The 13,923-nt window shown below is 54.6% G+C and carries 13 protein-coding genes; 9 read left to right on the top strand and 4 right to left on the bottom strand.

Going from position 1 to position 13,923, the window contains the following annotated elements; translation table 11 throughout:
• Positions 1–7 precede the first annotated feature (7 nt).
• The 8 genes from HNR38_RS03970 to HNR38_RS03935 all read left to right on the top strand — a co-directional run bounded on the left by HNR38_RS03970 (position 8) and on the right by HNR38_RS03935 (position 9,390).
• Positions 8–802, top strand: coding sequence for an ABC transporter ATP-binding protein (locus tag HNR38_RS03970; protein WP_183700027.1), 795 nt, complete (start codon positions 8–10; stop codon positions 800–802).
• Positions 803–1,094: 292 nt separating this feature from the next.
• Positions 1,095–3,233 (top strand): adenosylcobalamin-dependent ribonucleoside-diphosphate reductase, encoded by a 2,139-nt coding sequence (locus tag HNR38_RS03965; RefSeq protein ID WP_183700025.1) that lies wholly within the window; start codon positions 1,095–1,097, stop codon positions 3,231–3,233.
• A 30-nt stretch (positions 3,234–3,263) separates the two neighbouring features.
• Complete coding sequence (locus tag HNR38_RS03960; RefSeq protein ID WP_183700023.1) at positions 3,264–3,959, top strand: TSCPD domain-containing protein; 696 nt, start codon at positions 3,264–3,266, stop codon at positions 3,957–3,959.
• Between the two features lie 128 nt (positions 3,960–4,087).
• Positions 4,088–4,648, top strand: a complete 561-nt coding sequence (locus HNR38_RS03955; protein WP_183700021.1) for an LOG family protein — start codon at positions 4,088–4,090, stop codon at positions 4,646–4,648.
• Positions 4,649–4,765: 117 nt separating this feature from the next.
• The gene (locus HNR38_RS03950) at positions 4,766–6,859 is read left to right on the top strand and encodes a TonB-dependent siderophore receptor (RefSeq protein ID WP_183700019.1); all 2,094 of its coding nucleotides are present in this window, start codon (positions 4,766–4,768) and stop codon (positions 6,857–6,859) included.
• A 113-nt stretch (positions 6,860–6,972) separates the two neighbouring features.
• Positions 6,973–8,016, top strand: a complete 1,044-nt coding sequence (locus HNR38_RS03945; RefSeq protein ID WP_183700017.1) for a beta-eliminating lyase-related protein — start codon at positions 6,973–6,975, stop codon at positions 8,014–8,016.
• 30 nt (positions 8,017–8,046) lie between these two features.
• Complete coding sequence (locus HNR38_RS03940; RefSeq protein ID WP_183700015.1) at positions 8,047–8,565, top strand: DUF2937 family protein; 519 nt, start codon at positions 8,047–8,049, stop codon at positions 8,563–8,565.
• A 3-nt stretch (positions 8,566–8,568) separates the two neighbouring features.
• Positions 8,569–9,390 carry a helix-turn-helix domain-containing protein gene (locus tag HNR38_RS03935; protein ID WP_343068227.1) on the top strand — a complete coding sequence of 274 codons (822 nt, stop codon included), beginning with the start codon at positions 8,569–8,571 and terminating at the stop codon, positions 9,388–9,390.
• Positions 9,391–9,643: 253 nt separating this feature from the next.
• Here HNR38_RS03935 and HNR38_RS03930 read toward each other — a convergent pair whose 3' ends face one another.
• On the bottom strand, positions 9,644–10,729 hold the full coding sequence (locus tag HNR38_RS03930; RefSeq protein ID WP_183700013.1) for a hypothetical protein: 1,086 nt from the start codon (positions 10,727–10,729) through the stop codon (positions 9,644–9,646).
• Between the two features lie 295 nt (positions 10,730–11,024).
• On the opposite strand from HNR38_RS03930, the gene HNR38_RS17470 reads away from it, so the two are divergent.
• The gene (locus tag HNR38_RS17470; RefSeq protein WP_281380347.1) at positions 11,025–11,153 is read left to right on the top strand and encodes a hypothetical protein; all 129 of its coding nucleotides are present in this window, start codon (positions 11,025–11,027) and stop codon (positions 11,151–11,153) included.
• A gap of 489 nt (positions 11,154–11,642) precedes the next feature.
• Here HNR38_RS17470 and HNR38_RS03925 read toward each other — a convergent pair whose 3' ends face one another.
• The 3 genes from HNR38_RS03925 to HNR38_RS03915 all read right to left on the bottom strand — a co-directional run bounded on the left by HNR38_RS03925 (position 11,643) and on the right by HNR38_RS03915 (position 13,870).
• The gene (locus HNR38_RS03925) at positions 11,643–12,629 is read right to left on the bottom strand and encodes a DUF4365 domain-containing protein (RefSeq protein WP_183700011.1); all 987 of its coding nucleotides are present in this window, start codon (positions 12,627–12,629) and stop codon (positions 11,643–11,645) included.
• Between the two features lie 194 nt (positions 12,630–12,823).
• The gene (locus HNR38_RS03920) at positions 12,824–13,288 is read right to left on the bottom strand and encodes a hypothetical protein (RefSeq protein ID WP_183700009.1); all 465 of its coding nucleotides are present in this window, start codon (positions 13,286–13,288) and stop codon (positions 12,824–12,826) included.
• Positions 13,289–13,354: 66 nt separating this feature from the next.
• A complete protein-coding gene (locus HNR38_RS03915; protein WP_183700007.1) occupies positions 13,355–13,870 on the bottom strand; it encodes a hypothetical protein in 516 nt (171 codons plus the stop codon).
• Positions 13,871–13,923 lie beyond the last annotated feature (53 nt).

The following is a 13,923-nucleotide window of genomic DNA, read 5'->3' as shown; positions in this document are numbered from 1 at the left end:
AGAAAGCATGATCAGCGCAACCGATCTGAGACTGACCTTCGGCAAGGGAACACCGCTGGAAAACCCGGCCTTGCGGGGCATGAGCCTGACCGTCAATCAGGGGGAATTTGTCACGGTTATCGGCAGTAATGGCGCCGGCAAATCCACCTTCCTGAACGCCCTGTCGGGCGAGGTCATTGTGGACTCGGGCAATATCATCGTGGATAACCAGGATGTCACCCGGCTGCCAACCCACAAGCGGGCCGCCAGAGTCGCCCGGGTATTCCAGGATCCACTGGCCGGGACCTGTGAGAACCTGTCCATCGAGGAAAACCTGGCTCTGGCCATCAAGCGCGGACAGCGCCGGGGCCTGACCAGCGCCGTTAAAAAGCAGTACATCGGCCAGTTTCAGGAAAGCCTATCGTCCCTGAAGCTGGGCCTCGAAGACCGCCTGGGTGACAAGATGGGCCTGCTGTCCGGCGGCCAACGCCAGGCGGTAAGCCTGCTGATGGCCAGCCTGACGCCCTCCAGCATCCTCCTGCTGGACGAGCACACAGCGGCACTCGATCCGAAAACCGCCAACTTCGTACTGGAACTCACCGAAAAGATCATTGCGGAGCAGAAACTAACCGCCCTGATGGTGACCCACAGTATGAAACAGGCTCTGGAAGTCGGCGACCGCACGGTCATGCTGCACCAGGGCCAGGTGGTCTTCGACATCGCTGGCAAGGACCGCGAGGGCCTGGAAGTCAAAGACCTGCTCGGCCTGTTCGAAAAGCAGCGCGGCCTGAGTGTCGACGACGACAGCCTGCTGCTCGACTGAATCATTCCTTCCAGAATCTTCCTTCCGGGGCCGGAACATTCCGGCACCCGGCAAGGGTCTGATTTCTCTGGCGTAGAGATAATTCAAGCCATTTTCTATTGATTTTCCTTGCCGGGAAATCCGGAACAATAGTTCCTCTCTTATTCACAGAACACAATATCCTGTTATACTCCTTTCAAAATCGACCTACATCTAGGGATTAAGCCGTTTCACGTCCCTGGACTTGCCAGACAAGCGCCGGCCCTGACTATCAGGCCGGCAAATTGAGACTTACCGGAAACCGAGGGTGGCAATGAACGCGAAAGCACAGGCAGTGATCACAACGATTCCCATGCAGGAAGCATCGCTTGATATCTGGAACAGCAAATATCAGTTGAAGACCAAGAATGGCGAGCCTGTCGACACAGATATCAACGCAACCTACGAACGGGTTGCCCGCGCGCTGGCGGAAGTGGAAAACAAGTCCGGGCGCAACAAACACATGAAGGACTTCATCTGGGCTCTGCAGAACGGCGCCATTCCGGCTGGCCGGATTACCTCCAATGCCGGAGCCGAAGCCCACAAGCCGGCGACGTCCACCATCAACTGTACCGTTTCCGGCACCGTCTACGACTCCATGGACGATATCCTGGAGAAAAACCACGAAGCCGGGCTCACCCTCAAGGCCGGCTGTGGTATCGGTTATGAGTTCTCCACCCTGCGCCCCCGGGGTGCCTATGTTGCCGGCGCCGGTGCAACCACGTCCGGCCCGCTGTCCTTCATGGATATCTTCGACCGCATGTGTTTCACCGTGTCTTCCGCCGGTGGCCGTCGTGGTGCGCAGATGGCAACGTTCGACGTTCATCACCCGGACGTCATCGAATTCATCCAGGCCAAGCGCGAAGATGGTCGGCTGCGCCAGTTCAACCTGTCGCTGCTGATCACCGAAGACTTCATCGAAGCCGTCAAAAACGGTGATGACTGGCACCTGTCTTTCCCGGTCACCCAGAAAGAAGCCGATGACGAAGGGCTTGAGCTGACCGACGAGAGCCAGTTCGTGTACCGCGACTTCCCGGTCCAGGAAGGCTATGTCGTCAATGATGAAGGCAAGGTTGCGTGCCGTATCTATCAGACGGTGAAGGCCCAGTTCATCTGGGACACCATCATGACCAGCACCTACGACTACGCAGAGCCGGGCTTCATCCTGATCGACAAGGTCAACCAGATGAACAACAACTGGTTCTGTGAAGACATCCGGGCCACCAACCCCTGTGGCGAGCAGCCCCTGCCCCCTTATGGCAGTTGCCTGCTGGGCTCGGTCAATCTGACCAAGTTCGTGGAATATCCGTTTACCGAGAAGGCAAGCTTCAATTACGAGAAATACCGTAAAGTTGTCGGCATCTTCACCCGCATGCTGGACAACGTGGTGGAAGTAAACGGCCTTCCGCTGCCGGAACAGCAGCACGAGATCACCTACAAACGCCGTCACGGCATGGGCATTCTGGGCCTCGGATCCACTCTGGCCATGCTGCGCATGCCCTACGGTTCTGATGACTCGGTGAAATTCACCGAAGAAGTGGTCCGGGAAATGGCCGTGGAAGGCTGGCGTCAGTCCCTGGCCCTGGCCGACGAGAAGGGCGTGGCCCCGATCATGGAGGACGATTTCGAGATCACTCCAAAGATGATCACCAAGTGCCCACAACTGGCCGAGGATGGCTACAAGATCGGCGACAAACTCAAGGGCAAGATCCTGCACGCCAAGTACAGCCGCTACATGCAGCAGATCGCCAATGTCGAGCCGGAGCTGGTGGCCCAACTGGCTGAAAAGGGTGGCCGTTTCACGCACCACACCTCCATTGCGCCAACCGGCACCATCAGCCTGTCACTGGCCAACAACGCCAGTAACGGCATTGAGCCGAGCTTCTCTCACCACTATGCCCGGAACATTATCCGCGAAGGGCGTAAGACGAAAGAGAAAGTGGACGTCTTCAGCTTTGAGCTGCTGGCCTATCGTCACCTGGTCAATCCGGGTGCCATGCCGTTCTCCGAGGATGAAGACAAGAAACTGCCGGAGTACTTCACCACCACCGATGACGTAAGCCCGACCCAGCACGTCGACATCCAGGCGGCGGCCCAGAAGTGGGTGGATTCCTCCATCTCCAAGACCGCCAACGTACCCACAGAGTTCGCGTACCAGGACTTCAAGGACATCTATCTGTACGCCTACGACCAGGGCCTGAAGGGTTGCACCACCTTCCGCTTCAACCCCGAGGCCTTCCAGGGCGTACTGGTCAAGGAGAAGGACCTGGAGAATACCCTGTATGAATTCACGCTGGATGACGGCAGTAAGGTAACCCTCAAGGGCAACGAAGAAGTGGAATACGACGGTGAAATCCATAACGCCGCCAACCTCTTCGACGCGCTCAAAGAAGGCACCTACGGCAAGTACTGATCCGGGAACCGACAGACAGGAACAACAGACATGACAGTAAAAATCAGCAACAAGATTGTCGGCTACCGCGTAAAGAAAGCCGACGACACCACCGAACAGCAGGCAGCGGCCCAGAGCCAGGCGGACAAGCCGATTCAGATGAATGAAAACATCGAACGGCCGGACTTCCTGCTGGGCACGACCTACAAGATCAAGCCGCCGGTGGCCGAGCACGCGATGTACATCACCATTAATGACATCATCCTCAACGAGGACACGGACCACGAGAGCCGCCAGCCCTACGAAGTGTTCATCAACTCCAAGTCGATGGAGCACTTCCAGTGGGTTATCGCCCTCACCCGTGTCGTCTCTGCAGTGTTCCGTAAAGGCGGCGACGTGACCTTCCTGGTGGAAGAGCTGCGCTCGGTGTACGACCCGAACGGCGGTTATTTCAAGAAAGGCGGGGTATTCATGCCCTCCCTGGTCGCCGAGATTGGCGCCGTGATCGAGAAGCACCTGAAGGCCATTGGCCTGCTCGAAAGCGAAGAGATGAGTGAAACCACCAAGCGCATCCTCGCCGAAAAGCGCGCCGAATTCGAAGCCAGCCAGAAAACGGCGACCAACGACGACACCAGCAACGATTATCCGGCCAACGCCACCATGTGCGGCAAGTGCAGCACCAAGGCGGTGATTGTCATGGACGGCTGCGCCACCTGCCTGGCCTGTGGCGACAGCAAGTGCGGCTAAGCACGTAAATAAACGCAGAGCCCATAAAGGCCCGGCAGCCACTGTGCTTCCGGGCTTTTTTATTAGTGGCAGAGTGGTTCGGTCTCTGCCGCTCTACCGAAAACCATCGACCAGGAAATACCAGCATCATGAAAATCGCAGTTTTTTGCGGCTCCAGCACCGGTAACGATCCCCAGTTTCTGACAGCAACCCAGGCACTGGGTAAACACTTCGCGCAGAATGGCATCGATATCGTCTACGGCGGCGGTAATGTGGGCCTGATGGGCGCAGTTGCCGATGCGGCACTGGCCGAGGGCGGCCGCGTTTATGGCGTTATCCCGGAGCATCTCAAGCAGAAAGAAATTGCCCATGAGGAACTGACAGAACTGCGGGTCGTAGCCGACATGCATGAACGCAAGGCGGCTATGGCGGCCATGGCCGATGCTTTCGTTGCCCTTCCCGGTGGGGCCGGCACGCTTGAGGAAATCTTCGAAGCCTGGACCTGGGCCCAGCTCGGACACCACGCAAAGCCCTGCGCCTTTTACAATGTCCTGAATTTTTACGAGCCGCTTCTGGACATGGTGAAACACATGACCCGTTGCGGATTCCTGAAGCCTGAACATGCCGAAATGCTGGTCAAAGCCAGTACACCGGCGGCTCTGCTCTCGGGAATCACCGCCTACCAGGCGCCTGCTGGCAAATGGAACTAATGCTGGCGGGCCCTCCACCTGCATCCTGAAGCATCTCTGGGCAGCCCGCACTTGTAATGATAATGCGAACTGTTATCATTTTTCGCCGCACTTCGTGACGAAAGGTTCATATTGCCCATGAAAACTTCCTACTCCTGGCACTGGAGCTCAGTTGCCTTTGCCTCACTGCTCAGCACTACCCCGATGGCCCTTGCCCAATCCCAGACGGGGGACGCAACCACACTCGATACGCTGGACATCGTATCGGATGCCATTACTGAGCCCGATTACATGCCTCTGGAAAGGGAGCCAGAGGTGGGAAAACTCGACGTTCCGGTCGAGGAGCAGCCCTTTTCAGTGTCCGTCATTGATCGGACCTTCATAGAAGACTCCGGCGCCAAGAACATCCAGGATGCCCTGCTCTACACGCCCGGGGTTTACGCCGGCGCCTTCGGCTTCGACACCCGCATCGACTCCGCCAAGGTGCGGGGCGTGGATGCCGGACACTACCTGGATGGCTTGCGGCAGATTTATGGGTCCTACAATACGGTACGCACTAACGTTTACGCGCTCGAGAGCGTCGAGGTTCTCAAGGGTCCATCGTCGATGCTGTATGGACAGGGCGACCTCGGAGGCATCATCAACGCCGTCTCCAAACTGCCCAAGGAAGAGCAGGAAGGCGAAATCTGGGCCCAGTACGGTACCTTCAACCGCAAGCAACTGGCACTGGACGTTACCGGCCCGGCCACCCGCGACGGAGAACTCCTGTACCGGGTTGTCGCCCTGGGCCGGGACAGCGACACCCAGGTGGACCACGTCGAAAATGACGGTTACCTGATCGCTCCGTCCCTGACCTGGCAACCCACCGATGACACTCGCATCAGCCTGCTGCTGAACCGCCAGGAAAACAAAGGCCAGGTATCTGCCCAGTTCCTGCCGCAGACCGGCACCCTGGACTCCGGTTCCCAGGGGTACATCGGTTCCGAACGTTTTGTCGGTGAACCCGGCTGGGATCGCTATGATCGCGAAAAGACCGAGACCACGCTGTTTGTGGACCACCAGCTGAGCAGTAACTGGTCGGTGGGCGCCACCGCGCGTTATACCCGCTCAAGTACCGAGACCCGTGAGCACTGGGTTTCCATCCCAAGCGTCCCGGATGCCAATGGCGAGGTGCCCCGCACCATTTACATGGCCGATGCCGAAACCCGCATCTTCAACCTGGATGCACGACTTCAAGGACAGTTTGAAGTGGCCGGCACCCGTCATCAGCTACTGATCGGCGCCGACCGGCAGGATGCCCGCTGGGAGCAGTCGAATTATTCATCCGTCGCCGCCAGCCCTATTGATGTCTACAATCCGGAATACGGCAACCTCGACACCAGCAACCTGAATCCCGTAGACAGGCCGGACAACGATATCGAGCAGGTCGGCCTGTATATTGCCGACCACATCGAGATCGGTCCCGTGGTGGTGTCTGCCGGGCTGCGCCATGACTGGGCGGAAAACCGCCAACTGGCGGTCAGCGGCGACGACACAGTCAGCGACGAGGAAGCCACCACCGGTCGCGCAGGCCTGATGTACCGCTTCGACAACGGCATCTCCCCCTACATCAGCTATGCCGAAGCCTTCAGCATGAATCTGGGTACCGATGGCACTGCAGCTGCAAACACCCTGGACCCCACCACTGGCAATCAAAAAGAAGCGGGTATCAAGTATGTCTCTCCCGACAAATCCCTCGGTCTGACAGTAGCCTACTTTGACATCACCCAGAAAAACCGGGTCAGCGATGGCGCAACCCCCGGCGGCGTGGAGCAGGACGGCGCACTGATTGATGGCTGGGAACTGCAACTGAACAAACGCTGGGACCGTTTCGAGACCCAGGTGGCCCTGACCGACATGAATGCTGAAGACGATTCCACCGGTGAGCGCCTGCCCTACGTAGCGGAACGCCAGGCCTCCTGGTGGAACCAGCTGTACGTCGGCAGCAACTGGCGTTTCGGGGCCGGTGTGCGCTATGTCGGCGACAATGTCGGCTCCGGCGGTAGCCCCCGTGTGCCATCCGTCACCCTGTACGACGCCATGATCGGCTATACCATGGGGGATTGGGACTTCAGCATTGACGCCAAGAACCTGGCGGATGAAGAGTACATCACCTGGTGTCGTTCAGACGGCGCTGACTGCGGCTACGGCGAGCGCCGTACCGTCAACGCCAACGCCCGCTTCCATTTCTAAACCTCCCTCCGGCGCCATTCGCAACGCGGATGGCGCCCTCTCCCCGGTTTGAAATAACCGGCGACTCCGGTACATTGAAGTGCTTAACCCGCCTGATAATCCGAGAGGTAGCCGTGTCCCGTTCCGAACAGTTCGCCAGCGACAATTACAGTGGTATCTGCCCCCAGGCCTGGGGTGCCATGGCAGAGGCGAACCGGATGGACGAGCCGGCCTACGGCGAAGACCAGTGGACAACCCGGGCTGCCGACGGGCTGCGAGAGCTGTTTGATACCGACTGTGAGGTCTTCTTTGTCTTCAACGGCACGGCCGCCAACTCACTGGCACTCGCGTCCATGGGGCAATCCTTCCACAGCGTGATCTGTCACGAACTGGCCCATATCGAAACCGATGAATGCGGTGGCCCCGAGTACGCATCCAATGGCGCCAAACTTCTGCTGGGAACCGGTGCCGACGGCAAGCTGACGCCCCAGAGCATCGAACACCTGGTCACCAAACGCACTGACATCCACTACCCCAAGCCCCGGGCCGTCAGCCTGACCCAGGCGACGGAAGTGGGCACGGTATACACACCGGAGGAACTGCGGGCCATCCGGTCCGTGGCCGATCAGTACCGGCTGAACGTTCACATGGACGGCGCCCGGTTTGCCAACGCCGTCGCCGCGCTGGACGTACACCCGTCAGAAATCACCTGGAAGGCCGGAGTGGATGTGCTCTGCTTTTCCGGCACCAAGAATGGCCTGGCCATGGGCGAGGCGGTGATTTTCTTCAACCGGGACCTGGCCGAGGACTTCGAGTGGCGCTGCAAGCAGGCTGGCCAACTGGCCTCGAAAATGCGTTACATCTCGGCGCCCTGGTGCGGCCTGCTCAAGGACAACGTCTGGCTGGACAATGCCCGCCACGCCAATGCCTGCGCAGAACAGCTTGAGCAGGGCCTCGCCCGCAGCCCCGGCGTGTCTCTGCGCTATCCGCGCCAGGTTAACGGCGTATTCGCGGATCTCCCGGAACCGCTCCAGGCTTTTCTGCGCAATAAAGGCTGGCGCTTCTATAATTTCATTGGCGGCTGCTCACGACTCATGTGTTCCTGGTCCACGAGCACCGAACAGGTTGACCGCTTCCTGGCCGATATCGATCACTGGAACCGCAATCACAGGGGCTGACACCGTCGGCCGCCTCAACAGGGAATGACTGTGAGCGTATTTTTCTCCTACATCCGTCTGTCCGTCTTTCTGGCCTGCACTCTTGTCGGCATCCAGGTACCCGCCTTTGTGGACCAGTACGGCAAGGGGCTCCAGTCACACCTGGCGGAATCCCGGCTGGCCCTGAACGAATTCCAGGACGACGCCGACCGGTTTTTTGGCGGCAGCCTGGAACGTCTGATCGCCCATTACCGGGAAACCAACGACCAGGTGTTCACTGCTGGCGGCCAGAGCATTGACTCCCTGTACCAGCGCAACCAGCGGCTATCAGCAAAATTCCGGGATTTCCGGCACAGCGCCTGGGCCGCCTACACCCAGGTGATGTTCGATCCGGTGCCCGAGATACGCCAGCAAGCATGGAACAACCACACCTATGTGGTCCGCCTGGCGCCGGAAGCCCTGGCCTTCGGGCTGGCCAGTGGCCTGGTCATCACCCTGTTCCTGGAGGGGCTGCTACGACTGCTACTGCGGCCTTTCCGGCGCAGACGGACAAACCTGGGGAGAATCTAGCCCGTGAGCCTCACAAGCGAGCCACGGTTCTGGCGGGATCCACGGATGCCCTGGGCAGAGCTGCGCCAGGTCCAGGATGGCCGCCGCGTGTGCTACGCGCCGCACAGCCATACCCAGTGGTCCATGGGGGCTATTACCGGCGGGTGCAGCACCTTCCTGTACCGCAACCAGACCCACAGCATCCAAAAGGGTGACCTTGTTCTGATCAACCCGGACCAGGTCCATGCCTGCAACCCCGTTCAGGACCAGCCCTGGTCCTACTTCATGCTGTACGTGGATACCGGCTGGCTCACACGCCTGCGTTACGAGGCAGGCCTGTTATCGTCAGAGCACTGGCAGGACCTGACGCCCGGCGTGCTGTCCGACCCTATCTGGCACCGGCGGTACTGCCTTATGGCCCACTGCCTGATGGATGCTGATAGGGATCTGCTGGAAAAACAGGAAGCCCTGGTCAGCTTCCTGTCGGACCTGATGGTTCACCTCGCCGAAACAGCACCTGAGCCGGAAACTGGGGTGCCAGAGACCCTGAAGGCGGTGGCCGATTACCTGGATCAACATGCCACCAGCGACATTTCCCTGGACGAACTCTGTGACCGGTTTGGCTACAGCCCAGGCTACCTGATCCGGGCCTTCCGTCAGCATTTTCATCTGACGCCTCACGCCTATATGGTGAACCGTCGCATCCAGCTCGGACAGGTGCAATTGAAGCAGGGCCAGAGCATCGCCAATGCGGCCCTGGAAGCCGGGTTTGCCGATCAACCGCACTTCCAGCGCACGTTCAAACGCCTGACCGCCAGTACGCCGAATCAATACCGCAAGGCATAACAACAAGGCACTGCCCGCTACAAACACCTGAACGTGGACAATTCCCATAATCTCCCTCATGAAAGCACCGCGATATACACACCCAACTATTGGAGGTGCAGCGGGAAAAGGAGATTAAAAACGAGCCGCCATCATTGCCTGCGTCAGGAAGATGGTTGTGGTGCTCAACACCAGGGCCAAAAACCAGGAACGATGGCGGGTTGAAATATCTTGATTTAGGGAATTGACACCACAGTCACCTGTTAGGCCAGCTCTATTTCCACTTTTTTCTATTGGCACGACGTTTATTGAGAGCTGAATTTATACTGTAACCAAAATTACGTTTTTTTAAAGATATTAGGCTCTCGCCTGGAAACGCGCCTGTTTCAGACATTCGTCTTATATCTTTTAAGGACGGCAGTGAGCATCCATTTTCTGTGCAACGCCAATTCAACCATTTCTCTGTTTTCTCGTAGAACTGTCTAAGTTCTTCTGATTTATAGTGTTCTTCAACATCACGCCACCACAGAACCACAAATGCAGATATTCTCCTTGATATATCATCTAGATATTCTGGCGAGGTAGGAGCAATTGCACCAATTATGTGCTCTACAACTCTATGCATATAGAACAACAGATAAGGAAGTCGACTATATAAATAATCCCACTGCGTCCATTTTTGTTCCCACCCTGAAAATATGAAGTTAATATTTAAATTATCTGTTTTTATGGCAGGATGTTCTGTAAATAGATGCATTGCATGGTTACATATTCCATCAAAGCTATCCTCAGATTTTTTGTCGTATCGCAGCTGGGCAATATATCCGGCATCAAGGCGTTCGGTCTCTCCGATCACTTCTAGTACTTTACTTATTCTATTTTTGTGGCCTTCAACTCCCCCGGCATTTTTAGGCCTTAGCCTAAGAGAATCACTAGCTAATGTATTGGCAAAATTTAAGTTATCTAACACCATTGATTCCAATACATATAAATTCTCTTGAATTGGCTTTCTCACCAACATATATGTTATCGATAGTTTTGCTTTTCGGGAGCATTCCAGTGATTCATAGATGCAATGCAATGAATCTGATAATATGGCAGGTAAAATTGTCGTCGCTAAAATTTTAGCACGATCCTCATATCTACTTTTAGCCTCGAGCCACTCGAATATATCGCCTATTTCCTCTAGCTCTTGGGCTTCACCATCGCCCAAATCAATTTTTGTTCTAAAGAAGCCCCCTTCTTCCCCGGACTTAATAACTTGTAGCATCACATCGTGAATAGTGAAACAAAGGTCATGCGCAATATCAAAATCTTCTGGTAGAAAACGTCCGTGTTTGTTTTTAGATGTTGAATTCATATTTATCGCAACTTTGTGTCAATGGCCTAGACATTATGACTCCCCACAAAGGGGCTGCCCCCAACCTCGTGGGTTGGCCTCAGCCAGAGCCATACTTTACGTGTTCACATATGTAAAATCGGGGGGCAGCACCATGAAAAACATAGCACACTGTTTATTGGCCTGGATACGCACAAAGACTCCATCGCCGTCGCCTACGCCACAGATTCCCAAACAGAACCGGTCACTTACGTCGGGACCATCAGCACCCTGGCTGCCAGCTTCAATTTGTCTACGAAGCCGGCGACTATGGTTAGTGGCTTTACCACCTGCTTTCAATCCTTGCTTTGTGGTGGCCGCCATCGCCAGAGAACTGGTCGGCCACATCTGGGCCGTTGCCCGGGAAGTGGTGATCGCCAAACCCGATCCAAGGTTGATGCTATGACAATGATTATGGGGCAGAACAGGCGCTTCAGGCCGCGGAGTGTGAAGCAACCCTCGACGCGCGTTAGGAAGCCTGGCTGACGACTCAGACCAGACGCTCGTTCCTAGACGGAGGACCGGCTTCACGACGGAAAAGTAAGATGGTGAGAACCCACGGATATCAGCATGAGAACCGTCGACGATTACTGGCCTCAGCGTCTGTCCTGACCCGCCCTAGATCAGCGGGAGCCTAGCTCTGGAAAACGGGCCTGGACTGGTGCGTGCCTCTTGACGTGGGGAGTCATATCAACGCCTTGGGTAAGCTGCCAGGACGGAGCGCAGCGTAGTACCGGCCAGCTTCACCCACTTGTTAAAATTTGGGTTGGCAGGGGCCCGGATATTTGGCAATATCACTCATGGCGACCCTATGGCCCTTGAAGAGTGATGGCGTATCAGACTTCTTCACTGATTTTTCGCTCAAGTCTTTTCCAGCTGTAGACGGTCGCCATATTTATCCCGCCTGCATCCCCCTACGTGGCTCATAAACGGAGTAGAACCAGATTTTTTGCTTCTCCCGCTCACCATAATCTGTATCAAGAATTCTCTGACGCTTCAGGACAACTTGAACTACTGATTGATGTCGATGGGGGAAAATTACATTCGCTCTGAGGCCCAAGTAGTCCACTATACGTGTCGCACCACTCGGTAATTGATCTACTTTAGCGTGCCCCAAATAGGCTTTATTCGCATTCTGCAAGATCATCTGACGCGCCGCACCCAGCAACAACCATGACTGAACAATTCGTTCCGGCGATCGACCTATTCTAGTGATATGTTTCCACCCAACTCGGTTTACAGCTATGAAACCGAACTCATCATGAACACAGGCTTCATGGTCTTCACGCCAACGTTTATAGAACTCCCATGCATCGCTTCTTAATGACTCCTTTCGTCCAAGCTGAATAGGTACCTGATCTTCCCTTCTTAACTTGATGGTCATTAATTGTCGGTCAGATGGGCCTGGCCCACACAAAGAGTGAAAATCGCCTTTCGCGTGGTGGCCAAACCTTTGGCTCTTCGGAATTAACACTAGTCCCTGATTAGAGGGAGATAAGCAATCACTCCTCAAATCCACCCACCATGCAGGAGGATTTTTTTTAGATATAGTGTCGTCAACGAAAATCAAGACTACGGGTCCAGGAACTTTTTTCCAACGGGGTAGATGCTTTTGCAGATATTCCTTACCTAAATTGATACATAGGTGATCCGGGTATTGCTTTTGATCCTGACGGTAACCGTTACCACCGCATTTCACCTGAACAAATACCACGCCTCCAGTATCAGCCTGGTGCTTGCTTCCCTTCCGCATAAGGATGATTCCATCAACCGCATCATCATTTTGCGCAGCATACTCTTGCCATCCACTTTCCCAGTCAGTCTCGACTATCGTTTGGACAAGATTTACACCAATTCGCTCTTTAGTTCTGTTGTTTGTCATAAGATTTTTAACGCCCTAGCTTTGCGGCGCGACGGAACGCAAGCGTAGGCGCGTCCGAAAACAGCCACTTGTTAGCCCATACCTCTAAGATATCTGAATCAGTCGGTCTGCGCCCAAGATCACAAATGCAACCCCAGCGACAACGAGAGCCAACGCCGTAACCTTCACCACTCGAAACGTTAGCTCCCCCCTTTTTACCCGCTCCCACTCATTTTTAAAAGCGGGGCCGCCTCCTCTCTGATCTTATCGCAATCAACAACGGTAGCGGCCAGATCGCCTTTCGCGAAATCGGTTCTAGACTTCGATATGGCATTCCACAACTTGGCTTCCATGGACTCAGGCTTACGCTTTACATGCTCCGGATTTAGCCTTAGTTGGATATTCGTCAGACTCTCACGAGCATCCTTGTAGGTTTCCTTGGCAACCTCAATGTATACTTTCTCTGAGAGAGTCTTGCTATGTTCTTCAATTCTCACTAATTCATGGATCGCGGCGGTAAGTCGAGATATCTCTGCCCGAAATTCATTTCTCCATTTCTGGCGACTATCTGATACAGCGTTTTCTTTATTGCTAATCAAATTCAAGAACGAAAAGAAACCTGCGATCACTGCTGCAGAGATGGCGCCATAGGCGATGATGGAATTTGCTACTTCGTTCATAATTTCCTTTTGGCCAATGCGAAATAAACCGGCGCACTGAGCGAATTCAATTTTCGTGATTTTTAGTTATTTTGAGTAATAAAATCTATCCCTAGGATCAATGCCCTTATAGATCCACGGCTTTTTGCTTTTGACAATCTCACGCATTTTTCGACTACATTTTGGTTTCAACGGAAAAACTGGTCGACCTAACCTGATTTGATGAAAGGAATAAATTGCACGATGAAATTTAATTGGAGCATGATCGTCAAAGGTAATATAAATTCCATCCCCTATAACTGACCACAAAACAGCCACGCTTTTTGTTTGGGAGTATTTCGCATGATGGATACCTCGACCATTTCCGGTCATCTCCGTTCCTGAACTCGGAACAATTCTAAACTTCCTTCTCTCGAGGTATTCCTTTATTTCTTCATCATAATTAAGAATTTCTTTTTGAGTAATCGCTCCGCCTGAATTTTTTTTCACCAGATCAATGATAGCCAGTATGATCTTATACTGAATCCCATTTGACCTTTTTTTGTCCTTTAGCCAGTCTTGATTGTAGGTTTTGTTGCAATGAAAAATTTCGACGTCTAACAATTTATCCTCCCAATCAAAATCTGCTAATCGGGATAGGGAGGCACCTCACGATG

It is taken from the genome of Marinobacter oulmenensis (assembly GCF_014201735.1).
Classification (GTDB): domain Bacteria; phylum Pseudomonadota; class Gammaproteobacteria; order Pseudomonadales; family Oleiphilaceae; genus Marinobacter; species Marinobacter oulmenensis.
Note: the sequence above shows the minus strand (reverse complement) of the source record. Positions and strands in the feature narration are given on the sequence as shown.